At 70.6% G+C, this 23,950-nt stretch carries 24 protein-coding genes; 11 read left to right on the top strand and 13 right to left on the bottom strand.

Features of this window, described 5'->3' with window-relative positions:
• Nucleotides 1–6: 6 nt before the first annotated feature.
• The 3 genes from ACIRA5_RS22185 to ACIRA5_RS22175 all read right to left on the bottom strand — a co-directional run bounded on the left by ACIRA5_RS22185 (nt 7) and on the right by ACIRA5_RS22175 (nt 3,352).
• Nucleotides 7–2,043 carry an ABC transporter ATP-binding protein gene (locus ACIRA5_RS22185; protein WP_403693125.1) on the bottom strand — a complete coding sequence of 679 codons (2,037 nt, stop codon included), beginning with the start codon at nt 2,041–2,043 and terminating at the stop codon, nt 7–9.
• 176 nt (nt 2,044–2,219) lie between these two features.
• Nucleotides 2,220–2,666, bottom strand: coding sequence for a hypothetical protein (locus tag ACIRA5_RS22180; protein ID WP_403693123.1), 447 nt, complete (start codon nt 2,664–2,666; stop codon nt 2,220–2,222).
• Nucleotides 2,663–3,352 carry an ATP-binding protein gene (locus ACIRA5_RS22175; protein ID WP_403693122.1) on the bottom strand — a complete coding sequence of 230 codons (690 nt, stop codon included), beginning with the start codon at nt 3,350–3,352 and terminating at the stop codon, nt 2,663–2,665. The genes ACIRA5_RS22180 and ACIRA5_RS22175 overlap by 4 nt, the downstream gene beginning before the upstream one ends.
• A gap of 289 nt (nt 3,353–3,641) precedes the next feature.
• Between ACIRA5_RS22175 and ACIRA5_RS22170 the strand changes: the two genes are divergently transcribed.
• Nucleotides 3,642–4,502 (top strand): helix-turn-helix transcriptional regulator, encoded by an 861-nt coding sequence (locus tag ACIRA5_RS22170; RefSeq protein ID WP_403693120.1) that lies wholly within the window; start codon nt 3,642–3,644, stop codon nt 4,500–4,502.
• The gene (locus tag ACIRA5_RS22165; protein ID WP_075026281.1) at nt 4,503–4,781 is read left to right on the top strand and encodes a DUF397 domain-containing protein; all 279 of its coding nucleotides are present in this window, start codon (nt 4,503–4,505) and stop codon (nt 4,779–4,781) included. It abuts the gene before it with no gap.
• A 120-nt stretch (nt 4,782–4,901) separates the two neighbouring features.
• Here ACIRA5_RS22165 and ACIRA5_RS22160 read toward each other — a convergent pair whose 3' ends face one another.
• Nucleotides 4,902–6,341 carry a PLP-dependent aminotransferase family protein gene (locus ACIRA5_RS22160; RefSeq protein WP_403693118.1) on the bottom strand — a complete coding sequence of 480 codons (1,440 nt, stop codon included), beginning with the start codon at nt 6,339–6,341 and terminating at the stop codon, nt 4,902–4,904.
• Nucleotides 6,342–6,382: 41 nt separating this feature from the next.
• On the opposite strand from ACIRA5_RS22160, the gene ACIRA5_RS22155 reads away from it, so the two are divergent.
• Complete coding sequence (locus tag ACIRA5_RS22155; protein ID WP_403693117.1) at nt 6,383–6,952, top strand: carboxymuconolactone decarboxylase family protein; 570 nt, start codon at nt 6,383–6,385, stop codon at nt 6,950–6,952.
• Nucleotides 6,953–7,001: 49 nt separating this feature from the next.
• Here ACIRA5_RS22155 and ACIRA5_RS22150 read toward each other — a convergent pair whose 3' ends face one another.
• The 3 genes from ACIRA5_RS22150 to ACIRA5_RS22140 form a co-directional block, all read right to left on the bottom strand.
• Entirely contained in the window at nt 7,002–8,489 is a 1,488-nt protein-coding gene (locus ACIRA5_RS22150) for a glutamate synthase subunit beta (protein ID WP_403693115.1), read from the bottom strand.
• A 156-nt stretch (nt 8,490–8,645) separates the two neighbouring features.
• Nucleotides 8,646–9,125, bottom strand: a complete 480-nt coding sequence (locus tag ACIRA5_RS22145; protein WP_352046476.1) for an anthrone oxygenase family protein — start codon at nt 9,123–9,125, stop codon at nt 8,646–8,648.
• Between the two features lie 237 nt (nt 9,126–9,362).
• Nucleotides 9,363–10,058 carry a DUF2293 domain-containing protein gene (locus tag ACIRA5_RS22140; protein ID WP_403693113.1) on the bottom strand — a complete coding sequence of 232 codons (696 nt, stop codon included), beginning with the start codon at nt 10,056–10,058 and terminating at the stop codon, nt 9,363–9,365.
• Between the two features lie 373 nt (nt 10,059–10,431).
• Here ACIRA5_RS22140 and ACIRA5_RS22135 point away from each other — a divergent pair, with 373 nt between their 5' ends.
• Together ACIRA5_RS22135 and ACIRA5_RS22130 are read left to right on the top strand one after the other, a co-directional pair.
• A complete protein-coding gene (locus ACIRA5_RS22135; protein WP_403693112.1) occupies nt 10,432–11,064 on the top strand; it encodes a uridine kinase in 633 nt (210 codons plus the stop codon).
• A gap of 128 nt (nt 11,065–11,192) precedes the next feature.
• Complete coding sequence (locus tag ACIRA5_RS22130) at nt 11,193–11,621, top strand: CBS domain-containing protein (RefSeq protein WP_067364066.1); 429 nt, start codon at nt 11,193–11,195, stop codon at nt 11,619–11,621.
• An 85-nt stretch (nt 11,622–11,706) separates the two neighbouring features.
• Here ACIRA5_RS22130 and ACIRA5_RS22125 read toward each other — a convergent pair whose 3' ends face one another.
• Nucleotides 11,707–12,834: a magnesium and cobalt transport protein CorA gene (locus ACIRA5_RS22125; RefSeq protein WP_403693110.1), complete on the bottom strand. Its 1,128-nt coding sequence runs from the start codon at nt 12,832–12,834 to the stop codon at nt 11,707–11,709.
• A gap of 259 nt (nt 12,835–13,093) precedes the next feature.
• Between ACIRA5_RS22125 and ACIRA5_RS22120 the strand changes: the two genes are divergently transcribed.
• Nucleotides 13,094–13,885 carry a methyltransferase domain-containing protein gene (locus tag ACIRA5_RS22120; protein ID WP_403693108.1) on the top strand — a complete coding sequence of 264 codons (792 nt, stop codon included), beginning with the start codon at nt 13,094–13,096 and terminating at the stop codon, nt 13,883–13,885.
• A 5-nt stretch (nt 13,886–13,890) separates the two neighbouring features.
• On the opposite strand, the gene ACIRA5_RS22115 is transcribed toward ACIRA5_RS22120, so the two are convergent.
• Nucleotides 13,891–14,808: a carbohydrate kinase family protein gene (locus tag ACIRA5_RS22115; RefSeq protein WP_403693341.1), complete on the bottom strand. Its 918-nt coding sequence runs from the start codon at nt 14,806–14,808 to the stop codon at nt 13,891–13,893.
• Between the two features lie 71 nt (nt 14,809–14,879).
• Complete coding sequence (locus ACIRA5_RS22110) at nt 14,880–15,785, bottom strand: pseudouridine-5'-phosphate glycosidase (RefSeq protein WP_403693106.1); 906 nt, start codon at nt 15,783–15,785, stop codon at nt 14,880–14,882.
• A gap of 97 nt (nt 15,786–15,882) precedes the next feature.
• Between ACIRA5_RS22110 and ACIRA5_RS22105 the strand changes: the two genes are divergently transcribed.
• Nucleotides 15,883–16,311 carry a VOC family protein gene (locus ACIRA5_RS22105; protein ID WP_403693104.1) on the top strand — a complete coding sequence of 143 codons (429 nt, stop codon included), beginning with the start codon at nt 15,883–15,885 and terminating at the stop codon, nt 16,309–16,311.
• A 63-nt stretch (nt 16,312–16,374) separates the two neighbouring features.
• Nucleotides 16,375–16,737 carry a cupin domain-containing protein gene (locus tag ACIRA5_RS22100; RefSeq protein ID WP_352046469.1) on the top strand — a complete coding sequence of 121 codons (363 nt, stop codon included), beginning with the start codon at nt 16,375–16,377 and terminating at the stop codon, nt 16,735–16,737.
• A gap of 26 nt (nt 16,738–16,763) precedes the next feature.
• Here the strand turns inward: ACIRA5_RS22100 and ACIRA5_RS22095 are convergent, their stop codons facing one another.
• From ACIRA5_RS22095 to ACIRA5_RS22085, 3 genes are all read right to left on the bottom strand, one after another.
• Nucleotides 16,764–18,038 carry an MFS transporter gene (locus ACIRA5_RS22095; RefSeq protein ID WP_352046468.1) on the bottom strand — a complete coding sequence of 425 codons (1,275 nt, stop codon included), beginning with the start codon at nt 18,036–18,038 and terminating at the stop codon, nt 16,764–16,766.
• Between the two features lie 288 nt (nt 18,039–18,326).
• Nucleotides 18,327–18,881 (bottom strand): methylated-DNA--[protein]-cysteine S-methyltransferase, encoded by a 555-nt coding sequence (locus tag ACIRA5_RS22090; protein ID WP_403693103.1) that lies wholly within the window; start codon nt 18,879–18,881, stop codon nt 18,327–18,329.
• Between the two features lie 93 nt (nt 18,882–18,974).
• Nucleotides 18,975–19,850 (bottom strand): glycerophosphodiester phosphodiesterase, encoded by an 876-nt coding sequence (locus ACIRA5_RS22085; RefSeq protein ID WP_403693101.1) that lies wholly within the window; start codon nt 19,848–19,850, stop codon nt 18,975–18,977.
• A gap of 280 nt (nt 19,851–20,130) precedes the next feature.
• Here ACIRA5_RS22085 and ACIRA5_RS22080 point away from each other — a divergent pair, with 280 nt between their 5' ends.
• From ACIRA5_RS22080 to ACIRA5_RS22070, 3 genes are all read left to right on the top strand, one after another.
• Entirely contained in the window at nt 20,131–20,997 is an 867-nt protein-coding gene (locus ACIRA5_RS22080) for an MHYT domain-containing protein (protein WP_403693100.1), read from the top strand.
• 40 nt (nt 20,998–21,037) lie between these two features.
• Nucleotides 21,038–23,167, top strand: a complete 2,130-nt coding sequence (gene uvrB, locus ACIRA5_RS22075; RefSeq protein ID WP_403693098.1) for an excinuclease ABC subunit UvrB — start codon at nt 21,038–21,040, stop codon at nt 23,165–23,167.
• Nucleotides 23,168–23,327: 160 nt separating this feature from the next.
• Nucleotides 23,328–23,906, top strand: coding sequence for a TerD family protein (locus tag ACIRA5_RS22070; protein WP_067364093.1), 579 nt, complete (start codon nt 23,328–23,330; stop codon nt 23,904–23,906).
• Nucleotides 23,907–23,950 lie beyond the last annotated feature (44 nt).

The following is a 23,950-nucleotide window of genomic DNA, read 5'->3' as shown; positions in this document are numbered from 1 at the left end:
CCGAGATCAGCCCATTTTCGGAGCGGGCGCTTTCGGAGCGGGCGCTTTCGTGGGCGCTTGCGCAGGAATCTTCGTCGCCACCTTCGTCGTGAACTGCTCGGTCGTGAACTGCTCGGCCTGCAAGGAGTACAGCTCGGCGTAGACACCGCCCTTCGCCAGCAGTTCGTCCGGACTGCCGGACTCCACCAGGCGGCCCTGTTCGAGGACATGCACCAGATCGGCGTGGCGGACCGAGGCCAGCCGGTGGGTGATGAGGACAACCGTCTGGCCACCGCCCGCCAGGGCCCTGATCTTGTCGAAGACCTCCAGCTCGGCCCGGGCGTCGAGCGCCGCGGTCGGCTCGTCCACGATCAGGATGCGACCACGGCGGTACGCGGCCCGTGCGATGCCCAACCGCTGCCACTGTCCGCCCGACAGCTCGTGCCCACCGCTGAACCCGCGGGCGAGCAGCGTGTCCAGGCCGCGGGGCAGGTCCGCGACCACGTCCTCGGCCCCGGCGTCCGTCACCGCCGAGGCGACACGCTCGTCCGTCAGCGGCGCCGAGGCGCGGCCGACCGCCACGTTGACGCGGGCCGTGAACGGCCATCGTTTGAAGTCCTGCGCCACCATCGCGATGCGTTCGGCGAGTTGCTGCCGGTCCGCGGTCGCCGCGTCGACGCCGTCCCACAGGATCCGGCCCCGCTCGGGCGCGTACAGGCCCGCGAGCAGCTTCACCAGGGTCGTCTTGCCCGAGCCGTTCTCACCGACGAGCGCCACGATCTTGCCGATCGGCAGACGCAGGGTGACGTCCGCGAGCGCCGGCCGGGTCGAGGCGCCCGGATAGGTGAACGTGACGTTCTCGAAGCGGATCTCGCTCGGATCGTCGGGGAGCGGCTCGCCGCCCACCGGGATCGCGCGCTCGGCCGCTTCCACGTACAGGCGCTGCAGATCGCCCACGAACAGGGCTTCCTCATGGAGGGAGTTGACCTCCAGGACGAGCGTGTCGAGGCTCGCGGAGCCGGTTCGGATCGCGATCACGGCCGTACCGGCGACGGAGAGTGCCATCGCGCCGGCGAGCAGCAGTCCGCCTAGCGTCGCGTACGTCGCCACGGTGGCGATGCCCGTCCAGCCCGCCGCGACCAGGCCGGTGCGGGCGGAGAGACGGGCCAGGCGGGCCTGTTCCGCCTCGGCGGTCTCCGACATCGAGCGGAAGTGACGCAGCAGGAACGGGCCGACGCCGTGCACGCGGATTTCCGGGGCCGCGGCGGGCTCGGTGAGCAGACTGCTGATCAGGTGCCCGGCACGGGCGTGCTGCACCCAGGTGTGGAAGGACTCGTAGCGGCGCCTGGCGATCGTCAGGGAACTCCAGGCACTGGGCAGGGTCATCGTCACGAGCAACGGCAGCAGGGCGGGATGCAGCACGGTCAGCACGCCCGCGGCCGCGATGAGCGAGATCATCGCGTTCACCACGCGGGTGGCGATCGCGATCATGCGCCGGGCCGAGGAGGCACCGTACTGCGCGGTGTCCAGCAGCTTGTGGAAGGCGTCGTCCTCGATCGCGGACAGTTCGACGGCCGCCGCCCGCTCCAGGTAGAGCTCGGTGGCGACGCGTTCCACCTTGGGTTCCAGGCGCCCGGTGGCATACGTCGAGGCCGCCCGCAGCAGCGCGCCGAGCAGCATGACGGCGGCGACCGTGATCAGCGCAGGGACCGCGCCGTGCAGCCGGTCCCCGACGGAGCCGCTCGTCATCAGCCGGCCCAGCACGATGTTGACGGCCAGCAGGCTCACCGCCTGCGCCGCGCCCCGGGCCAGTTCGGCGGACACCACGATCCGGGCGGCGCGGCGGTCCGCGGTCCAGGCGAGCCGGAAACTGGAGGCGAGCAGGGACGGCAGCCGCGTCACCATCGCGCGGAAGTTCAACTCGAGGAACGCCTCGGAGTGCTGCGACCAGCCCATGTCGTAGCGCAGGGGGCCGCCGAAGAGCAGGTGTTCGGAGGCGGACGGCGCAGGTTTGTCGTCGTCGCGTTTCTTCTTGCGCGCTTTCCCTGTGGATTTCCCCACCATCGGCCTCCCCGGGAACGGATGAACGGTGCCCTCCCCAGGAACAGGGCACTCCACTCGTGGTGAGGGCGGAGTGCGGGTGGCGACCGGCGCACTTCGGACACACTCGCCGGCCCCTGAGCCGTATGACGCGCCCGCTCGCCGACGGGAGGGTCACGCGCCGCTCGCCGAGCGGAGGATCACGCGCTGATCGGACGCGACCAGACGGGTGTCGTACCGGTGACGCGGCACAGGGCCAGATAGAGGGGGATCGGCGGGGTGTACGGAAGGGTGCCGGCCGGCCTGTGGATGAGGCCGGGGGCGTGCGGGGTGTCCGGTACGACCGCGCCGGCGGCGTAGTGGGCGGGCGCGGGCCAGTCCAGGGCCACATCGGACTCGGAGGGCACGAGCCACCACCAGTGCGCCCCGTCGGCGTACACACAGCCCACCCGGGGCAGCCGGGTCATCAGCAGGGGCCCGAACCGGGCGGGCACCGCGACCGCGTCGCAGCCCAGCGGTACCGTCATGCCCTCGGGCACGGGCAGACGCCGCAGCGCCCTGGACACCGTCTGCTCGCGCTTCAGGCGGACCAGTGTGTCCAGGCTCAGGACCTGAGCACCGGGTCCTGTCGCCGACGTACTCCTCACAGCCTTCCCCGATCCCGGCTTCGCCCGATCGGGGGGATCCCCATGGTCCGCTTACCCCAGGAGGATTCCCTCCGCCAGGAGGCCTCCGTCGCCGGGGATGCTTCCGTTCCCCAGGACCCTTCCGTCCCGGTGCCCCGGCCGTCGGCCGGTGGCTTCCGCGCGCCCCATCCGAGGTCGGAGCGGGCCGCCCCGGCACCGGTGGCGTCGGCCGCCGGGGAGCGGGGGAGATCCGCCCAGACCAGCAACCCCGGCGCGGTGTCCTGGGCGCCCCAGGACCGGCACACGGCCGCGACGAGCAGCAGCCCCCTGCCGTGTTCCTCATCGGGACGCTGCGGCGAGGGGTGCGGCTCGTCAGGAGCGCATCCCTCGTCACGTACGGCTATCCGCACCAGGTCGTCCCCGTCGTGCAGTTCGCACACCACGCGCGCGCTCGCGCTGTGCACGATGGCGTTGGTGACCAGCTCGGAGACGACCAGGACCGCCGTGTCACAGGTGTCGTCGGACACGGCCCAGCCGGAGAGCCGGGCGCGCGTCAGATGCCGGGCCTGAGCCACGGAACCCGGGTGTGCGGCCAGTTCGAAGCGGAACCGGCGCGCGGCGGCGGCGCCGGGGCGCACCCCTGCGGCGGCACGCAGACCGGAGCGGTCCTCGGCGGCGTCTGTTCCTAAGGGCGCGGACGGAATCACGCTTGCCACTATCTCCCCGCCGTGAACACTTGGCAAGTGTCACTCTGAAAATTGCAGAGTGCCGTGTGACTCTGAGAAGGGCCGTGGCACACTGCTGGCAACAGCACGCCGAGCGGCGCCAGTTGGGATCGTCGAAGAAGTCGAAGAAGACGAGGCGGACCCCGAACGGCGCCGTCCGGTCTGTCAGGACGCAGTACCTGTTCAGAAGCGTTCAGAACGGCGTCGGACCGCTCACCACGGCATCCGACCGCCGCGGCGGCGCCTGTTCGGGACTCAGTGGAGGTGGGACGTGAGCGAACCGCGGTCCGCGCCGACGGTCGGCCAGGTCGTCCTCGGCCGGCGCCTACTGGACCTGCGAGAACGCGCGGGTCTCAAGCGTGAGGAGGCGGCGCGCATCCTGCGTGTCGCACCCGCCACGGTCCGCCGGATGGAGATGGCCGAAGTCGCCCTCAAAATCCCGTACCTGCAGCTCCTGCTGAAGTCGTACGGGGTGTCGGACGAGGAGGCCGAGGCCTTCGTCCAACTGGCCGAGGAGGCCAACCGGCCCGGCTGGTGGCAGCGCTTCCACGACATCCTGCCGGGCTGGTTCTCGATGTACGTCAGCCTGGAGGGCGCGGCCACCCTCATCCGTTCGTACGAACCCCATTTCGTGCCCGGAATCCTGCAGACCGAGGAGTACGCCCGTGGGGTCCTGAAGTCGGGCGCCGTCGGCCAGACCAGACCCGAGGACATCGAGCGCCATGTGGCGCTACGCATGCAACGCCAGAATCTGCTCACTCGTGAAGGCGCACCCCGGATCTGGGCCGTGATGGACGAGACGGCCCTGCGCCGGCCCGTCGGCGGTCCCGAGGTGATGCGCGCCCAGATCGACAAGCTGATAGAGGCCACGAAGCTGCCCAACGTGACGCTCCAGGTCGTCCCGTTCTCCACGGGGCCGCACCCCGGCACGTACGGGCCCTTCGTGCTCTTTCGCTTTGCCATGCCGGAACTCCCGGACATGGTCTACAGCGAGTACCTGACCGGCGCCGTCTATCTGGACGAGCGTTCCGAGGTGGCGACCCACCTCGAGGTCATGGACCGCATGGCGGCTCAGGCCGCCACGGCACATCGCACGAAGGAGATCCTCCGGGATTTCCGCAAGGAGTTGTGAATGGACAACATCAAGCAGCGGATACGCAATGAGCGGATCTGCAATGAACGGATCTACAACGGGATGCCCGCCCGTGAACTGGGCAGCGAGGGCTGGCACAAGCCGTGGAGCGGCGGCAACGGCGGAAACTGCCTCGAGGCGATGAAGCTCGCGGACGGGCGTATCGCCGTCCGCCAGTCGGCGGACCCGGACGGGCCCGCGCTGATCTACACACCCGGCGAGATGACCGCCTTCATCCAAGGCGCCAAGGAAGGGGTGGCTGACTTCCTTCTTTCCTGAACTCTCTTGACATGGGTGCTGAATAAATTGGTGCTGAATTGATTACTTGCAGCGGTAGAAGACCGAGACCGGGACCGAGACCGGGATCGAGACCGTAGGACCACGACAACAAACGTCGCTTTACCTGGCGGGGCGTCGGCCACGAGGTGTCCAAGGACCCGGCGGCAGCGCCCCGCACAACGCCTCCAACGCCGCCCCGTACGCATGTTCCGAGGGCGTCGCGTAACCCACCACCAGCCCGTCCGGCGCGGACATCGTCGCCTCCGAATGCCGGAACTCGGCGAGTCCGTCGAGCGCGACACCCTGCCAGGTCGCGGCCTTGACGGCCGACCGCTCGGTCCCGGGCGGCAGCCGCAGCACCGCGTGCAGCCCGGCCGCGATCCCCGTCACCTCGATGTGCGGCGCCCGCTCCGCGAGAGCCGCGACGAGCCGGTCACGCCGCCCGCGGTACCGCTGCCGCATCCGGCGGACATGACGGTCGTACGACCCGGAGGCGAGGAAGTCCGCGAGCGTCAGCTGCTCCAGGACGCTTGCCCACGCCTCCCGTTCGCCCTTGACGGCGAGGACGGCGTCGACGTAACGGCGCGGAAGGACCATCCAGCCGAGCCGCAGCGCGGGCGACAGACTCTTGCTCACCGAGCCGATGAGGACGACCCGCTCGGGGTCCAGTCCCTGTACGGCGCCGACGGGCTTGCGGTCGTAGCGGAACTCGCCGTCGTAGTCGTCCTCCAGAATCACGCCGCCACGCGCGCGTGCCCAGTCGATGACGGCGGCCCGCCGCTCCGGGTGCAGCGGACCACCGGTCGGGAACTGGTGCGCCGGCGTGAGCAGGACCGCCCGCTCCCGGCCCAACTCGCCCACCTGGGCGCCGTCCTCGTCCAGCGGCAGCGGCACGGTCCGAACCGACGCGGCCGCCAGCAACTCGCGGTGGAAGCCGAGGCCGTACGACTCGACCGCCAGCGGCCCGCGCAACACGCCCGGGAAGAGCAGCCGCAGGGCGTGCGCGAAGCCCGAGCAGATCACGATCCGCTCCGGCTCGGTGCGCACGCCACGCGCGCGGGCCAGGTACTCGGCGAGGGCCTCGCGCAGTTCCGGGCGGCCCGCGGGATCGCCGGGCCCGAAGGCCGCGTTGGGTGCCTGCTGGAGCGCCCGCCGGTACGAGGCGAGCCAGGCGGCACGCGGGAACGACGAGGCGTCAGGTGTCCCCTGCCGCAGATCGTGTCGGGGTCCACGCGCGCGTGGAGGTGCCTTCGGTACGCGCTCCGGGGCCCCCAGCGGTTCGGCGCGCTCGGCGACGCGGGTGCCCGACCCTTGCCGGGCGGTCAGCCAGCCCTCGGCGACGAGTTCGGCGTACGCGTCGGCGACCGTGTTGCGGGCCACGCCCAGGTCGGCGGCGAGCGAACGGTACGGCGGCAGCCGGGTGCCCGGGGCGAGCCTGCCCTCGCGTACGGCCTCGCGCAGCGCCCGGATCAGCGCGGCCCGCCGTCCGCCCGGTCCGGACAGCTCCAGATGCAGGTCGGCGCCGATCCGCTCCGCAGAATTGACCCATGATTCCGCCATGAAAATGCACCCTACAGTCGGTCTTTCCAGTCCGTAGATTCATGGTCATGACGACGAACACGAACACGAACACGACGAACGCGACGAACGCGACGAACGCGACGAACGCGAACACGAACACGACGAACGCGAGGGACACCATGAACACGACGGCCACCGTTCCCGCTCGCCTCGACTTCGCGAAGTCCGCCCCGAAGGTCTTCCGCTCCCTCGTCGGCTTCGACGCGGCGGCCCGCGACGGGCTCGACCCGGCCCTCGTCGAACTGATCCAGATCCGCGCCTCCCACCTCAACCACTGCGCGTACTGCCTCCACATGCACACCAACGACGCCCGCAAGGCCGGCGAGAGCGAGGACCGCCTGCACATGGTCCCGGTGTGGCGCGAGGCCCGGCACTTCTTCACCGAGAGGGAGTGCGCGGCCCTCGCCCTCACGGAGGCGGTCACGCGCATCGCCGACGCGGGCGTGCCCGACGACGTCTACGCGGAGGCCGCCGCCCACTTCGACGACCAGGAACTGGCCCACGTCCTGGCCCTCATCCTCACGATCAACACCTGGAACCGGGTCGCGCTGGCCACGGCGAAGGTGGCGGGCACGGACGAACGCCGCTGACCCGCACGGCAACGCGGGCCCGGTGTTTCGTGCACCGACCGGCGGAGCCCTACGCGGTCATGGGGCGGTCGTACGGTCCGATCGGCGCCGGCAGCTGCGATGTCCCGGCCAGCGCGCGGTCCACGGCGGCCGCCACCGCCCGCCCCTCGGCGATGGCCCACACGATGAGCGACTGCCCGCGGGCCGCGTCCCCGGCGACGTACACCTTGGGCACGTTGGTCGCGAAGTCGGTGTCGCGGGCGATCGTGCCGCGCGCGTCGAGGACCAGGCCGAGCTGGTCGATCAGCCCGTCGTGCCGGTCGGGCCCCGAGAAGCCGAGAGCGAGCAGCACGAGGTCGGCGGGGAGGGTCCGCCCGGAGCCGGGGACCGGGCGGCGCCGCTCGTCGACCTCGACCAGGTGCAGGGAGCGCACATGCCCGTCCGCGTCCCCGGTGAAGTGGAGCGTGGACGCCGCGAAGAGGCGCGCGTCCGCGTCCGCGGCGGGCGCCGTCTCCAGGTCGCGGGCTTCCTCGTGCGCGGCCGAGAGCCGGTAGATCTTCGGGTATGTCGGCCACGGCTCGACGTCCTCGTCGCGCTCGGCCTCCGGCTGCGCATAGATGTCGAGCTGGGTCACGGACGCGGCGCCCTCCCGCACGGCGGTCCCCAGACAGTCGGCGCCCGTGTCACCGCCGCCGACGATGACGACGTGCTTCCCGGCCGCGGACAAGGGGGAGACCTCCAGATCCCCCTCGCACACCCGGTCGGCCAACGGCAGGTACTCCATCGCCTGCTGGATGCCGGCCAACTCCCGCCCCGGAACGTCCAGTTCGCGCCAGGCCGTGGCACCGACCGCGAGCACGACGGCGTCGTAGCGCGCCCGCAGCTCGGCCGCCCCGAGGTCCCGGCCGATCGTCGTGGACGTCCGGAACTTCGTGCCCTCCGCCCGCATCTGCTCCAGCCGCCGGTCCAGATGCCGCTTCTCCATCTTGAACGCGGGGATCCCGTACCGCAGCAGCCCACCGATCCGGTCGGCCCGCTCGTACACGGCGACGGTGTGCCCGGCCCGGGTCAGCTGCTGCGCCGCGGCGAGCCCGGCGGGCCCCGACCCGATCACCGCGACCGTACGGCCCGAGAGCCGGTCCGGTGGACGCGGCGGCGTGAAACCGTCCGCCCAGGCGCGGTCGGCGATGGCGACCTCGACGTTCTTGATGGTCACCGCGGGCTGGTTGATCGCGAGAACACAGCCCGCCTCGCAGGGCGCGGGACACAGCCGGCCGGTGAACTCGGGAAAGTTGTTCGTCGCGTGCAACCGGTCGCTCGCCGCCCGCCAGTCCTCGCGCGAGACCAGGTCGTTCCACTCGGGAATCAGATTGCCCAGTGGGCAGGCGTCGTGACAGAACGGGATACCGCAGTCCATACAACGATCGGCCTGCCTGCTGATGATCGGCAGCAGCGCACCGGGGACGTACACCTCGTTCCAGTCCCGCACCCGTTCCTCGACGGGCCGACGGGGATACTCCTCGCGCGGAGTGGTCATGAATCCCTTGGGATCGGCCATGGCCGTCTCCCTCACGTACGCGTACCGGTACGGGGCCGCGAGACCATCGAACGCCTTCGGCCCACGGTCCTGGGCGGCACTCCTTTCCCGCCACGATACGTCGCCTCCGAGTACCCTGCCGCTCAGCTGCGGGCCCCGTCGCGGGGGCCGCCGGCCTCACGTGAGCGCCAGCGTGTACGAGACCGCCGCGGCGGCCGACGCCACCGCGCGGATGTGGTTCCACATCGTCCACTCGCGCACATACGAGCGCCAGTACACGGCGGCCTCCGGCGTACCCGGGGCCAGCTTCAGCAGCGCGTCGTTGCGCGGGACGTTCGCGACGACCGTCACCCCGAACGTCCCGAACAGATACAACGCACTGCCCAGCAACAGCTCCACCGTCCCCTCGTCGGGCAGCAGCACGAAGGTGACCACGGCGAGCACGGCGCACAGCCCCGCCGACCCGACGAACACGAGCATGAACGGCGGGCGCACCGCGGCCACGTTGATCGCGTTCATCGCCGCCACGCCCTGCGCGGGCGGCAACTCGGCGAGCCCCCGCATCACGAACGTCGAGAACCCGCAGAACACCCCGGCCACCAGCCCGCAGCCGAGCACCCCCAGCACGGTCAGCACGAAATACGGTCCATCGATCATGACAACTCCCCCGTAGCTCCCCGAAGCCGAAGCCGAAGCCGAAGCCGAAGCCGAAGCCGAAGCCGAAGCCGAAGTCCAAGATCCTGAGATTCCGAGATCCTGCACCCCACCCACCGTCACCACAAGTGAAACCCCTTACTGTCACAGTGACCATGGCCGAGGGACGCGGCGGCATGCGTGAGCGTCCAGAACCGGGTGGCACGTCTTCGCGGGCACGCCGTCTCCAGGTGCACGCCGTCACGCGCGTGCCGCGAGCTCGTCCTGCCACCCCTCAAGCCGCGCCTCCACCGCGGCCGCGATCCGCCGGCGCGCCTCGTGCCGCGGCACGCCACTCATCAGCAACTGGTCGTACGGAGTGTCCGTGTGCCGTACGGCGGCACGGACCGCGGCCGTCACGGCGGCCTCGGACAGCGCACGGCCCGCGGCGCTGCGCCCCACCCGCCCGCTCCCGCGCACCGAGGCGTGCGCGGCGATCGCGTGCGCCCGGTCGGCGGGACAGCCGGGAAAGAGCCCGAGTATCTCCCGCGCGAACGCCTCCGTGAACCGCAGATCCTCTGCCTCCCGCCGACGCGCGTCCCGCGCCCGACGCCGCCGTCGCGCCTCCGCATCCGCCAGGCACCGCTCCTCGGCCCGGGCGAGCGCCGCCTCCTCGACGAGGACGCCCTGCCGCTCGTACCGGCTCTGCCGCCGGTTGAAGCGCACCACCACCGCCGACAGCGCGCTGCCCTCCCGCGACCTGCGCGTCAGCGCGGTGTCGCCCCGCGGCAGGAACACCAGGTGTCCCAGGTCCGCGCAGTCCAGACAGCGTGACTCCCCCTCTTCCAGCACCAGCAGCGCCAACGGCCCACTCCGGCACTCGACACAGCGGCGCTTCTTGAGTGGCTGGATGACGAGAAGTCCGCCATGGGGCGGGGGAGTTGCGATCGGTGCCATAGGTCGTTCATTCCCCCGTCCGGGGCGGCTCCCTACGCGATGCCGCCCCCTTCTCGACGCCGCCTTCTCCTCGCCCCCCCGCGTCCTCCTCGCCCCCCCCGCGTCCTCGTCGAGCCCCGCCTTGTTCTCGGCGCCGCCTCTTGACCGACGCGGCCGCCTCCGGCCCACACCCCCCTCCTCGATGTGCCTCCCTCCTGGCCACGGCCCTCCTCTTTGGCGCGACCCCTCCCGGCCACATCCGCCCTCCTTGACGCCTCCCTCCCCGGTCGCGGCCCACGCCCGGAGTCGCGCGCAGCCTCCGTCCGCCGTCGCTGTCCGCCCTCGCCCCTCGCCGCCCCACGAGAGCGACGCGTGATCGCGGCATCATGGGCCTGTGCGACTCGAAGCGATCACCTGGGAACGGCTCGGCGACCTCCTCGCCGAGCGTCTGCTCGACCTGAAACCGGACGACGGCAGTCCGTGGCCGCGGATCGCCTTCGACGGAGCCCCCGCCGCCCACCCCGGTGACCTCGCCCACCGCGTCTGTGAGGCGCTGCGCATACGCGGCCGGTCCTCGCTCGTCGTCGGCACGGAGGGCTTCATGCGCCCCGCGTCACTCCGGCTCGAATACGGTCACGAGGACGCCGAGGCGTACTACAACGGCTGGGTCGACACCGGCGCCCTGCGGCGCGAGGTCTTCGGCCCGCTCGACCCCGGCGGCGACGGCCGCGTCCTGCCCGACCTCTGGGACCCGGTCACCGACCGCGCCACCCGCAGCCCCTATGTCCAGCTCCCACCCGGCGGGGTGCTGTTGCTCCAAGGCCCCTTCCTGCTTCGGCACTGGTTCCCGTTCGACCTGAGCGTCCACGTCCTCCTCTCCCCGGGCGCCCTTCGCCGCCGCACTCCGGAACCTGAGCACTGGACCCTGCCCGCCTTCGAGCGCTACGAGACGGAGGTGGACCCGGGCGCCACGGCCGACGTCCTGGTCCGCGCCGACGATCCACGCCACCCCGCCTGGAACGGCTGAGCGGCGGCCACGAAAGCGCATCCCGGACTTCCGGGTGCGCGTGCCTGGGGACACGGCGAGAATGTAGGGCGCCGGGACTAGCGGTGTGTTCCGCGCCGCGCCGGCCGTCCGGCATCGGGAGGTACTTCATGACCACCGCCGGAGACATCATGCACCGTGGTGCCCAGTGGATCCCCGCTCACGAGACCCTGGACCGCGCAGCCCAGCTGATGCGTGAGCTCAACGTGGGCGCGCTGCCCATCAGTGACGAGAACGAACGGCTCTGCGGCATCCTCACCGACCGCGACATCGTCGTCGGTTGTGTCGCCATGGGCCACGACCCGGCCCAGGTCACCGCGGGTGAGATGGCCCAGGGCACCCCGCGCTGGATCGAGTCGGGCGCCGATGTCGGCGAGGTGCTCCAGGAGATGAAGGGGCACCAGATCCGCCGGCTTCCCGTGATCGAGAACAAACGCCTTGTCGGCATGATCAGCGAGGCCGACCTGGCCCAGCATCTGACGGACGAACAGCTTGCCGCGTGGGTCGAGAGCGTCTACTCGAGGAGCGCGATGCGCTGACCGCGCGGACTCTCCCGACCGGGAGGGTCATGAGCGCGCACTCCCGCCCGGCCGGCCGTGCCGGGCGAGGGGCGGCTCACCACTCTCACAGCCAGCCGTTGCGCCGGAACCCCCGGTACAGGACGAGGCAGGCGAGGGTGATCACGCCGATGACTATGGGGTAACCGAACCGCCAGTGCAGTTCCGGCATGTGGTCGAAGTTCATGCCGTAAAGCCCGCAGACCATCGTCGGTACAGCGATGACCGCCGCCCATGCCGTGATCTTCCGCATGTCCTCGTTCTGCGCCACCGTCACCTGCGCGAGGTGTGCCTGCAGGATCGAGTTGAGCAGTTCGTCGAAGGCGGCGACCTGCTCGGTGACCCGCAGCAGATGGTCGGACACGTCCCGGAAGTACGCCTGTATCTCCGGGGCGATCACCCGAATCGGCCGAGTGGCGAGCTCCTGGACGGGGCGGGTGAGTGGCACCACCGCCCGCTTCAGTTCCAGGAGTTCGCGCTTGAGCTGGTAGATGCGGCCCGCGTCCGCCAGCGCGCCGTTCTCGGCGAACACATCGGCCTCGACCTGGTCGATGTCCTCCTGGACCGAGTCCGTCACATGCACGTAGTCGTCGACCACATGGTCAGCGATCGCGTGCAGCACCGCGGCCGGGCCCTTGGCGAGTTGACGGGTGTCCGCCTCCAGCTCCTCCCGCAGCGGCCCCAGCGACCCGTGCCGTCCGTGCCGCACGGTGATGACGAAGTCGGACCCGACAAAGACCATGATCTCGCCGGTGTTCACCACCTCGCTGGTCGCCGTCAGCTCCTTGTGGTCGACGTAGCAGACCGTTTTGAACACCGCGAAGAGTGTGTCGCCGTACCGCTCCAGCTTCGGCCGCTGATGGGCCTCCACTGCGTCCTCTACTGCCAGCGGGTGCAGGTCGAAGAGGTCGGCTATGCCGGCGAACTCCAGGTCCGTGGGCTCGTGGAGTCCGAGCCAGACGAAACCCTCGTCGCTCTTGCGGATCCGTTCCACGGTCTCGACGAGATCACGTCCGCCCGGGACCCTGGCGCCGTCCTGATACGCCACGCAGTTCACCACCGCCGTGCCCAGCGGGGACCGGGCGTGGTGACTCAGGTCGACACGGGTACGCCGCCGGGCCAGCCGCGCCACCTTGCGGAGCCCACCGACCTTGCCGAGGCTCGTGACCTTCCGCAGATTCCCTGCCATGGACATCCGGAACTCCTTGCGTGGATCTCCTCGCGCCGCACTTTGCGCCCTGGCGTGCAAGTCTGCCAGTCCCTTTCGCTCGCCGGGAAAGCCTGTGGGAACGGAATGTTCCACTTCGTTTCGGTGGTGCCGGGCGACATCGGACCAGACCGGCAGGGTCGCTGTCCGAGCCTCAGAGGCGTGCGGTGCCCGCGGTGACGCACGGGTGAGGGGAACGGGAGCGTCGGCGATTCCGGACAAGCGGGTCAACTGGGATGATCGCTGTATGACGCAAACCGACGGCTATCTCCTCGACAACCGGCAGACCGAGGCGGGGCAGCGCTTCGACGCCTTCGCCACTCTTTTCGACCCCACCACCTTCCGGCACATCGAGCGCTTCGGCATCGGGTCCGGGTGGCGCTGCTGGGAGGTCGGCGCGGGTGGCACGTCCGTGGTGTCCTGGCTCGCCAAGAAGGTCGGCCCGACCGGGCGGGTCGTCGCGACCGACATCGACACGTCGTGGGCGGCCTCCGCGGCCCGCCCGCCGGTCGAGATCCGGGTGCACGACGTGGGCGCCGAGGAACCGCCGGGGGAGGGCTTCGACCTCGTGCACGCACGGCTCGTGCTGGTCCATGTGCCGGACCGGGAGCGGGCGTTGCGGTCGATGGTCAAGGCGCTTCGGCCCGGTGGGCGGCTGCTCATCGAGGACGCCGACCCCGCGCTGCAACCGCTGCTCTGCCCCGATGAGCATGGTCCCGAGCAACAGCTCGCGAACCGGCTGAGGCACGGTTTCCGCAAGTTGCTCGCCGAGCGCGGCGCCGACCTTTCCTACGGCCGCAAACTCCCTCGCCTGCTGCGGGAAGCAGGGCTGCGTGAGGTGGAGGCCGACGCGTACTTCCCCGTCACCTCGACCGCCTGCGCGGACCTCGAGTCCGCGACGGTCCGTCAGATCCGCGACCAGCTCGTCACCGCGGGAATCGCCACCAACGAGGACATCGACCGTCACCTGGCCAGCGTGGCCTCCGGCTCGATGGACCTGGCGACCGCGCCGATGATCTCGGCCTGGGGGCGCAAGTAGCGCCACTACCGGACCCGCGCCCCCTCGGGCCTGCCCCCGACCCGCTCCACCGCCACCGCCCCCGCCCTGCACCCCTCCACCGCCGCCGCCTCGGGCTCGGCGCCTGCGAGAAGGGCGGCGAGGAACGCTCCGGTGAAGGCGTCGCCGGCGCCCGTGGTGTCGCGAGGGTCCGCGGGCACCGCGGGGACGTGGGCCTGTACGGTGCCCGAGCGGGCCACCAAGGCCCCGTCAGGGCCCTGCTTCGCGACGACCAGGGGGACGTGGCGGCTCAACTTGGCCGCCGCGTCCGCCGGATCGGGCAGTCCCGTCAACAGGAACGCCTCGTCGCGACTGGGCAGCAGCAGGTCGACGCCCTCGGCGAGCGCGAGGAAACGATCCGCGCCCAGTTCCGTGAGGAACCCCGCCGACGCGGGGTCCAGGCTGACCGGTACCCCACGCGCGCGTGCCGACTCCAGAGCCACCGACACCAGCGCCCGGCTCGGCTCGGAGAAGAACAGATAGCCCGACAGATGCAGCCGCGCGACACCGTCGAGCAGCGCGGGCGACCAGTCGTCGGGGTCGAGCCGCAGCGAGGCCCCGCTGTCGGTGAGGAACGTCCGCTCGGCCGAGGCACCCTGGTCCACCAGGCAGATCACCGTCCCCGTCGGCGCCTGCGGATCGACGACGAGGAGGGGGCGCACGCCACATGCCACCAGCTCGCGCTCGTGCCAAGCGGCGGCATCCGCCCCCACCCGGCCCAGCAACCGCACCTCGGCGAGGCCCCAATGCGCTGCCCAGCACGCGACGTTGGCGCCGGCTCCGCCCGGCAGGGTCCGGATCGCGGCGGCCGTGTCGGTGCCCGCCGCGAGCGGCCCACGGTGCCGGGCGACGATGTCTGTGACCACGTCACCGACGACGAGCAGCGCTCCCGTCGCCGGGCCCATGTCCCGCCCGGCACCGCCCCGGTCCGCCCGGTTCGCGTCCCGGCCCAGGCCGCCGCCTCGATCCGTCCCGTTCACGCCCCGGCCCAGGCCGCCGCGATCCGTCCCGCGAGTCGTACGTTGCCGCGCACCGCCGCCAGATTGGCGCTCAGCGAAGCGCCGTCGGTGTGCCGCACCAGATGGTCGAGCAGGAACGGCGTCACGGCCTGCCCGCTCACGCCCTCCGCCTCGCACGCCCGCAACGCCTCGGCGAGCACGCGCGCGTGGAGCGCGGGATCGAGCTGCTCCTCCTCGGGGACCGGGTTCGCCACGATGAGCGCCGATTCCGGGCCGTCGAGCGCGTCCTGCGCGCGCATGACGTCCGCCACCTGCCCGGGGGAGTCCAGCGTCCAGTCCACGGGATGTCCCGAGTCGGACAGATAGAAGCCGGGGAAGCGGCCGGTGCCGTACCCGGCCACCGCGACGCCCAGTGTCTCCAGGCGCTGCAGCGTCGCCGGCACGTCCAGGATCGACTTGACGCCCGCGCACACCACCGTGATCCGGGTCCGCGCCAGCAGGCCCAGGTCCGCCGACTCGTCCTGCGTCACCGTCCATTCCCGGTGCACCCCGCCGAGGCCGCCCGTCGCGAACACGCGGACGCCCGCGAGAGAGGCCAGCAACGCTGTCGCGGACACGGTCGTCGCGCCGCTCGCGCCCGCCGCCACCGCGAGCGGCAGATCGCGGTGCCCCAGCTTGCGGATCCCGTCCTCGTTGGCGACCCGCTCCAGCTGCTCCTTGTCCAGTCCGACATGGGGCCGCCCGTCCAGCACGGCGATCGTCGCCGGTACGGCGCCCGCCTGTCGTACGACGTCCTCCAGCTCCAGCGCGACCTGCAGATTGCGCGGGCGAGGCAGCCCGTGCGCGATGATCGTCGACTCCAGGGCCACCACCGGCCGGCGCGCGTCGAGCGCCTCCCGCACCTCTTCGGACACCACGATCACGTGCCTGCCTCCTGTCTGTCGCCTTTCCTCATCTCTGGCGGACGGCGCGCCCGGTCAAACCCTTGCGGCCTGCGGCGTACGACACCAGCCTGGGGGCATGACGGACAACTCGGCACGTCTTGACCATGTCGTTCTGTGGGTGCGCGATCCGGTCGCCTCGGCCGACTTCTACGAGAAGTCGGTCGGCCTGGAACCCGTGAGGGTCGCCGAATACGCGGAGGGGAAGGCACCGTTTCCCTCCGTGCGCCTCAATGGAGAGACCATTCTCGACCTCATGGCCCTCCCCATGGCCGCCTACATGAACATGATCCCGGGCGCCGCGGACAGCGCGGGGCACCCGGTCAACCACGTATGCCTGTCCCTCCAGGAAGCCGCTTTCGACGCGCTGCACACACGTCTGGAGGAACGGTCCGTCCCCCTCTCGGGCTTCTCGTACGACTCCTTCGGCGCCCGTGGCATGGCCAAGCGCAGCTTCTACTTCCAGGACCCGGACGGAAACGTGTTCGAGGCGCGCCACTACGACTAGGTTCCGGGCCTTCGGACCACCCTCCGCGTGAGGCTTTCGCGCATGCCCTTAAGGTGACCGCTCATGACCACGAACACACAGGCCACCCCGTCCTTCGCCGTACACATCCCCGACGCCGAGCTGGAACCGGAACCCCTGGACCCGGCTCAGATCGTCTCCGGTGATCCGGTGGTGAGCGGCAAGGTGCTGTGGGAGGCGGCCGACGGCAAGCAACTGCGCGGCATCTGGCAGATCACGCCCGGCGTGGTGACGGACATCGAGGCCAACGAACTCTTCGTCGTCGTCAGTGGCCGCGCCACGATCGAGGTCGAGGGCGGCGACGTGATCGAGGTGGGCCCGGGCGACGCGGCCGTGCTGCGCGAGGGCGACCGTACGACGTGGACCGTGCACGAGACACTCCGCAAGGCGTACCACATCAGCCTCTGAAGCAGCCTCTGAGGCCCCGTCGGCGCTCACCGGCGGCTTTGGCCTCGGCGCCGCGTGAACAGCGCCAGCCCGCCCAGCGGCACCAGCAGGCACGCGGCGAGGAGGTTCAGCCACCCGTAGCTCGCCTGTGCGACGACGAGACCGGCGGTCGCCCCACCGAGGCCGGCCGCCGTGTTCATGGTCAGGTCGGACACTCCCTGGGCGGCGGCCCGCGCGGCCTGGGGCACCGAGTCCGTCAGGAGCGCCGAGCCGGACACGAGCCCGGACGACCAGCCAAGGCCCAGGACGAAGAGCCCCGCGGCGATCTGTCCGTGACTGCCGCCCGCCGTGCCCGCGAGGAGCGCCGCGCAGGCCAGCAGGCCCACGGCGAGTCCGATCCCCGAGAGCCGCCCGAGCCGGTCCGAGAGCCGCCCCATGAGGGGCGAGAACGCGTACATGCCCGCGATGTGGCCACTGATCACCAGCCCGATCAGATCGATGCTCGCCCCGTGGTGTCCGAGGTCGACGGGGGTCATCGACATGATCGAGACCATCGCGGTGTGCGAGACGGCCACGGTCACGAGCGCCAGCCTGGCCCGCGGTGAGGCGGCGACCGCGGCGAAGCCGGCGCGGATGGAACGCGCCTGAGCCGACTGCTCCTCGACGGGTGCCAGCGCCCGGGCGGTCAGCAGGGGATCGGGCCGCAGCAGCACGGCCACCAGCAGGGCGGAGAGGAGGAAGACCCCGGCCGCCCAGAGAAACGGCCCCGCCGCCTCGGGTATCCCGAGCCCGGAGACGCTGCGTCCGGCGGGCGCGGCGATGTTCGGCCCCAGCACCGCTCCGATCGTGGTCGCCCACACCACGTTCGAGATGGCCCGGGCACGCCGCTGCGGCTCGGCCAGATCGGCGGCCGCGAACCGCGCCTGGAGGTTCGCCGAGGAGGCCGCGCCGAAGCCCGCCATGCCGAGCAGCAGCAGCGGAAAGCTCCCCACACACGCGGCGACCACGACGACGCCCGCTCCCGACGCCCCGATGAGGTAGGCCAGCACCAGGCCCGGGCGGCGCCCCCGCGCGGTCATCAGCGCGGCCAGCGGCACGGAGAGTACCGCCGTCCCGGTGACCGTCGCGGTGGGCGCGAGCCCGGAGAGCGACTCGGTGCCACTGACCTGCTTGGCCAGCACGGTGGCCAGCGCGATGCCGGTGGCGACGCCGAGCCCGCCGAGGATCTGACCGGCGATGAGTACGGCGGTGATGCGGCGCCGCAACGCCGGTATCTCCTCGGCGTCCACGGGCACGGCGAGCTGCCGCTCGACGGCGGTCACGGCGAACACTCGGACGCGCTGGAATCGGCTCGGGTCACCGGCGCAGTTTCCAGCCCGCGCCCCCACATGAACAAGGGTTGTCGCGAGCCATGAGCGCTGTCGGCTCCGCAGGTACGGCAGGTACGGCAGGTGCGGGCAGATAACGGCAGCCCGCACCGGGCACGGCAGGCACCGTACACAGCCGCCAGCCGCCAGCCGCCAGCCGCCAGCCGCCAGCCGCCAGCCGCCAGCCGCCAGCCGCCAGCCGCCAGCCGCCAGCCGTCAGCCGTCAGCCGCCAGCGCCGCCCGTCAGAACAACGGCTCCGGCAGCACTCCTTCCAGTGCCAGCAGCTTCCGCTTGGTCTCCAGGCCGCCCCCGAATCCCCCGATGCCGCCGTCGCTCTCCACCACCCGATGGCACGGCACGACGACCGGCAGCGGGTTCGAGCCCATGGCCACGCCCACGGCCTGCGCCGCGCCCGGCTGGCCGACCCGCCGGGCCAGGTCGCCATAGCCCACGACCCCGCCGTACGGAACTCCCGCGGCCAGCTCTCGCAGCACCTGACGGTTGAACCCGGAGATCAGCGACCAGTCCAGCGGCAGCTCGAAGTCCCGCCGCTCGCCCGCGAAGTAAGCCATGACCTGGCGTATCGACTCGGCCAGGAGCGGTGACCCGGGTGCCTCGACCGGCTGGGTGCCCAGACGCGCGGCCAGCCGCTCGAGCGCCTTGTCACGCACCGCGTCCGTGGCGTGGAACACCACGTTCACCAGGCCGTCCGGTGTCGCCGCCAGCAGCAGCGGACCGATGTCCGTGCCGACGACGGCCCACACCACCCGCTGTTCGTCCTGCCCATCGCTGTTCATGCGATCCACCGTACGATCCGCCACTGACAATGCCCGCGGCACGGACGCCGCCCGGCGTCCGCACCACGGGCGAAGAGACCCGCCGACAACCGATCAGGTCTGTTGCAGAGCGCTCCGGATCACGTCGGGCTTGTTCGTGATCACGCCGTCCACGCCGTAGCCCGCCAGGCGCCGTGCGGTGTTCGCGTCGTCGATGGTCCAGGCGAAGACCTCCATCGGCCGGCTGTGCGGTCCGACGAGCGAGTGGACCGCGGAGACATAGCCGGCCGAGAGGGAGGCGTGGTCCGGGTTGATCAGATCGGCGAACCGCGCGTACTCGTGCAGGCGCGCGACCGACGGCTTGCCCAGGAAGGCCGTCGTGATCCCGAGGCGCAGTTCGTGGACCGTCCGCACGCTCTGCTCGCTGAAGCTCTGGACGACCAGCCGGTTCCTGAGATGGTCCGGATCCAGCCAGCCTTCGTTGCTCAGGACCTTGAGGGTCTGCCGCTCGATACCCGGATAGAGCTCGGGGTTCTTGATCTCCAGCACGAGCTTCTGGTGATTGTGCGAGACGCGGTTCATGTACTGCTTCAGCGTCGGCACACGGGTGCCCGCGTACCGGGGACCGAACCAGCTCCCCGCGTCCAGGTGCGCGATCTCCGCCGCGGTGAAGTCCTTGACCTTCCAGGGAGCGCGGTGCGGATAGACCTTCTTGACGTCGGTCGTACGTGCCAGGCTTGCGTCGTGAAGCACGACGAGCTCGCCGTCCTTGGTGCGCTGGACGTCGTTCTCGACCCAGTCGAAGCCCATCGCGGCCGCCTTGTCGATGGAGGCGAGGGTGTTCTCGGGCGCGTAGGCGGACGCTCCGCGGTGCGAGACGATCAACGGAGCTTTGCGCAGGGAGCCGGCCTGTGCGTGGGAGGTGGGCAGTATCAGGATGGTTCCCCCGATAAACGCGGCGGTCGTGGCGGCGGCAACGCGCGCGTGCATACGTACTCCTCGCGTCGAGCGATCACAGACAGATCAAGAGTGACAGCAGAGAGTCAACGACGGAGGGGTACGGGATGGACACGGATTGAATGGAGTTGACCAAGTTCGCTCACTGGCATCACACAGGTGCGGCGAGGTTGTGATTCTTTGCCGGAAAATCGTTCGACCATTCAGGTGGGGGTCATACTCTCTGCCTCGACCCTGGCCGTTGTTTCGGTCCCGAGGGTGGGGGGCATTTCCGGGAATTTCTGGCGTAAAAGGGCGGGAAGGGCAGCCGCGCATGCAGGGCACGGTCGACGGCTTCAGTTACGGACTCGTCACACCGGTGGTGGCGTATTTCATGGCCTGCCTGGGCGGAGCGCTCGGCCTGCGCTGCACCACCAGATCGATGCTCGTCGCCCACTCCTGGCGGGCCGGCTGGCTCGCGCTCGGCTCGGTGGCGATCGCCTCGGGCATATGGACCATGCATTTCATAGCCATGATGGGGTTCGCCGTAAAGGAGACCCCGGTCCACTACGACAAGCCGACGACATTCGCGAGCCTGGGCGTGGCCATCGTGATGGTCGGCATCGGGATCTTCATCGTGGGTTACCGGGGCGCCACCGGTACGGCGCTCTTCACCGGGGGCACCATCACCGGTCTCGGAGTCGCCTCGATGCACTACCTGGGCATGGCCGGCATGCGCCTCAACGGGAACCTCGAGTACAACACCCTCACCGTCTCCGCCTCGGTGGTCATAGCCGTCGTCGCCGCCACCGCCGCTCTGTGGGCGGCGGGGCAGGTCCGGGGATTCCTGTGGAGCGTGGGCGCCAGCCTCGTCATGGGCCTGGCCGTCACGGGTATGCACTACACGGGCATGGCCGCCCTCAGCGTCCATCTCCACGGCACGTCCAGCAGCCCCGGCGGCGACTCGGCCGCCGCACTGCTCGCGCCCATGATGATCGGCCCGCTGGTCTTCCTGTGTCTGGCGGGCGTCGTCGTGATGTTCGACCCGCTGATGGTCATGGGCAAGCCCGACTGGAGGCCCGCGGAGCACCGGCCCGGCGTCCCGGCCCACTCCACGGTCCAGTACGTCGGCCGCCGCCCCCTGCCGCGCGCCGGCCGGGAGCGCGGCCACCGCAGCTCGCGCACCCCCCAGAACCGGTGATCCGGGCCCGTTGTCAGTGCGGGGTCGTACGGTGGAACCCATGCGGCCCGTATCAAAGATCGAACGTTCGGTGGCGCCCTTCGAGGTCGTCAGCCCCTACCAGCCGAGCGGTGACCAGCCGGCGGCCATCGCCGACCTGGAAAAGCGCATCCGCGCGGGTGAGAAGGATGTCGTCCTGCTGGGCGCGACCGGCACCGGCAAGTCCGCCACCACCGCGTGGATGATCGAGAAGCTCCAGCGCCCCACGCTCGTCATGGCACCGAACAAGACACTGGCCGCCCAGTTGGCCAACGAGTTCCGCGAGCTGCTGCCGAACAACGCGGTCGAGTACTTCGTCTCGTACTACGACTACTACCAGCCCGAGGCCTACGTCCCGCAGTCGGACACCTACATCGAGAAGGACTCCTCGATCAACGAGGAGGTCGAGCGCCTGCGCCACTCCGCGACCAACTCGCTGCTCACCCGCCGCGACGTCGTGGTGGTCGCCTCGGTCTCCTGTATCTACGGCCTCGGCACGCCGCAGGAGTACGTCGACCGGATGGTCAGCCTCAAGGTCGGCGACGAGATCGACCGCGACGACCTGCTGCGCCGCTTCGTCGATATCCAGTACACGCGCAACGACGTGGCGTTCGCCCGCGGCACCTTCCGGGTCCGCGGCGACACCATCGAGATCTTCCCGGTCTACGAGGAGCTCGCCGTCCGCATCGAGATGTTCGGCGACGAGATCGAGGCACTCTCCACGCTGCACCCGCTCACGGGTGAGGTCATCAGCGACGACAACCAGGTCTACGTCTTCCCGGCGTCCCACTACGTGGCCGGCCCCGAGCGCATGGAGCGCGCGGTCAACGACATCGAGAAGGAACTGGGGGAGCGCCTCGCCGAGTTGGAGAAGCAGGGCAAGCTCCTGGAGGCCCAGCGCCTGCGCATGCGTACGACGTACGACCTGGAGATGCTCCGCCAGATCGGCTCCTGCTCCGGCGTCGAGAACTACTCGATGCACTTCGACGGCCGCGAACCAGGCTCCCCGCCGAACACGCTGATCGACTACTTCCCGGACGACTTCCTGCTCGTCATCGACGAGTCGCACAACACCGTGCCGCAGATCGGCGCCATGTACGAGGGTGACGCCTCCCGCAAGCGCACCCTCGTCGACCACGGCTTCCGGCTGCCCTCTGCCCTGGACAACCGCCCTCTGAAGTGGGAGGAGTTCCAGGAGCGCATCGGCCAGACCGTCTACCTGTCGGCGACGCCCGGCAAGTACGAGCTCTCCCGCGGGGACGGCTTTGTCGAGCAGATCATCCGCCCCACCGGTCTGATCGACCCCGAGGTCGTCGTCAAGCCCACCGAGGGTCAGATCGACGACCTGGTGCACGAGATCCGGGCGCGCACCGAGAAGGACGAGCGCGTCCTGGTGACCACGCTCACCAAGAAGATGGCCGAGGACCTCACCGACTACTTCCTGGAGCTCGGCATCCAGGTGCGCTATCTGCACAGCGACGTCGACACCCTGCGCCGTGTCGAGCTGCTGCGCGAGCTGCGCTCGGGCGAGTTCGACGTCCTGGTCGGCATCAACCTGCTGCGCGAGGGCCTCGACCTGCCCGAGGTCTCCCTGGTGTCGATCCTCGACGCCGACAAGGAGGGCTTCCTGCGTTCGGGCACCTCGCTGATCCAGACCATCGGCCGTGCGGCGCGCAATGTCTCCGGCCAGGTCCACATGTACGCCGACCGGATCACCCCGGCGATGGAGAAGGCCATCGAGGAGACCAACCGCCGCCGGGAGAAGCAGGTCGCCTACAACGAGGAGCGGGGCATCGACCCGCAGCCCCTCCGCAAGAAGATCAACGACATCGTGGCCCAGATCGCCCGCGAGGACATCGACACGGAGCAGTTGCTCGGCTCCGGATACCGCAAGGGCAAGGACGGCACGGGAGCCAAGGCCCCGGTGCCCTCGCTCGGCGGCAAGGCGGCCAAGTCCGCCAAGGGCAAGGCCAAGGAGACGGTGCCGACCGACCGCCCCGCGGCCGAACTCACCGGGCAGATCGAGGAGATGACGGAGCGGATGCGGGCCGCCGCGGCTGACCTCCAGTTCGAGATCGCGGCACGGCTGCGCGACGAGGTGTCGGAGATGAAGAAGGAGCTGCGCCAGATGAAGGAGGCGGGCCTGGCCTGAGGCCCCCGCCTACCGTGCCGGACCTCGGTGGATGCGCGCTGTGTTGCAACACCGACACAAAGCGCGCCCCAGGGTTCGGCACGGTCGACGGCGCTGCGTAGGGTGCTGGACATCCGCGGACTCCGCGGCAACAGGGGACAGCTCGAGAGGGGAACAGCGCGTGACGGTCAACATGACCAAGGGTCAGGCCATCAGTCTGCAGAAGAACGACGGGGGCACCCTGACCGCGGTGCGCATGGGGCTCGGCTGGCAGGCGGCCCCCCGGCGCGGCCTGTTCGGCTCGCGCACCCGGGAGATCGACCTCGACGCGTCCGCCGTGCTGTTCGCGGACAAGCAGCCCGTCGACGTGGTGTTCTTCCGTCACCTCGTCAGCGACGACGGATCCGTGCGGCACACCGGTGACAACCTGGTCGGCGGCGTGGGCCAGGGCGGCGACGACGAGGCGATCCTCGTCGACCTCCAGCGCATCCCGGTCCACATCGACCAGATCATCTTCACCGTGAACTCCTTCACGGGCCAGACGTTCCAGGAAGTGCAGAACGCGTTCTGCCGTCTGGTCGACGAGACCAACGGCCAGGAGCTCGCGCGCTACACGCTCGCGGGCGGCGGCCAGTACACGGCGCAGATCATGGCGAAGGTGCACCGCGCGGGCCCCGGCTGGCAGATGACGGCGCTGGGCACACCGGCCAACGGCCGTACCTTCCAGGACCTGATGCCCGCGATCCTGCCGCACCTGTAGGCAGCGCGGCGCCCGGCACACGAAGCGACACGGGGGGACAAGGC

It is taken from the genome of Streptomyces sp. NPDC096311 (assembly GCF_044763085.1).
Classification (GTDB): Bacteria; Actinomycetota; Actinomycetes; order Streptomycetales; family Streptomycetaceae; genus Streptomyces.
Note: the sequence above shows the minus strand (reverse complement) of the source record. Positions and strands in the feature narration are given on the sequence as shown.

Coding starts and splice junctions, on each gene's coding strand:
- ACIRA5_RS22185 (WP_403693125.1), bottom strand. CDS start 2,043: ATGGTGGGGAAATCCACAGGGAAAGCGCGCAAGAAGAAACGCGACGAC.
- ACIRA5_RS22165 (WP_075026281.1), top strand. CDS start 4,503: ATGGACAACATCAAGCAGCGGATACGCAATGAGCGGATCTGCAATGAA.
- ACIRA5_RS22160 (WP_403693118.1), bottom strand. CDS start 6,341: ATGGCGGAATCATGGGTCAATTCTGCGGAGCGGATCGGCGCCGACCTG.
- ACIRA5_RS22155 (WP_403693117.1), top strand. CDS start 6,383: ATGGTCATGACGACGAACACGAACACGAACACGACGAACGCGACGAAC.
- ACIRA5_RS22150 (WP_403693115.1), bottom strand. CDS start 8,489: ATGGCCGATCCCAAGGGATTCATGACCACTCCGCGCGAGGAGTATCCC.
- ACIRA5_RS22145 (WP_352046476.1), bottom strand. CDS start 9,125: ATGATCGATGGACCGTATTTCGTGCTGACCGTGCTGGGGGTGCTCGGC.
- ACIRA5_RS22140 (WP_403693113.1), bottom strand. CDS start 10,058: ATGGCACCGATCGCAACTCCCCCGCCCCATGGCGGACTTCTCGTCATC.
- ACIRA5_RS22130 (WP_067364066.1), top strand. CDS start 11,193: ATGACCACCGCCGGAGACATCATGCACCGTGGTGCCCAGTGGATCCCC.
- ACIRA5_RS22125 (WP_403693110.1), bottom strand. CDS start 12,834: ATGTCCATGGCAGGGAATCTGCGGAAGGTCACGAGCCTCGGCAAGGTC.
- ACIRA5_RS22120 (WP_403693108.1), top strand. CDS start 13,094: ATGACGCAAACCGACGGCTATCTCCTCGACAACCGGCAGACCGAGGCG.
- ACIRA5_RS22115 (WP_403693341.1), bottom strand. CDS start 14,808: ATGGGCCCGGCGACGGGAGCGCTGCTCGTCGTCGGTGACGTGGTCACA.
- ACIRA5_RS22105 (WP_403693104.1), top strand. CDS start 15,883: ATGACGGACAACTCGGCACGTCTTGACCATGTCGTTCTGTGGGTGCGC.
- ACIRA5_RS22100 (WP_352046469.1), top strand. CDS start 16,375: ATGACCACGAACACACAGGCCACCCCGTCCTTCGCCGTACACATCCCC.
- ACIRA5_RS22090 (WP_403693103.1), bottom strand. CDS start 18,881: ATGAACAGCGATGGGCAGGACGAACAGCGGGTGGTGTGGGCCGTCGTC.
- ACIRA5_RS22085 (WP_403693101.1), bottom strand. CDS start 19,850: ATGCACGCGCGCGTTGCCGCCGCCACGACCGCCGCGTTTATCGGGGGA.
- ACIRA5_RS22080 (WP_403693100.1), top strand. CDS start 20,131: ATGCAGGGCACGGTCGACGGCTTCAGTTACGGACTCGTCACACCGGTG.
- uvrB (WP_403693098.1), top strand. CDS start 21,038: ATGCGGCCCGTATCAAAGATCGAACGTTCGGTGGCGCCCTTCGAGGTC.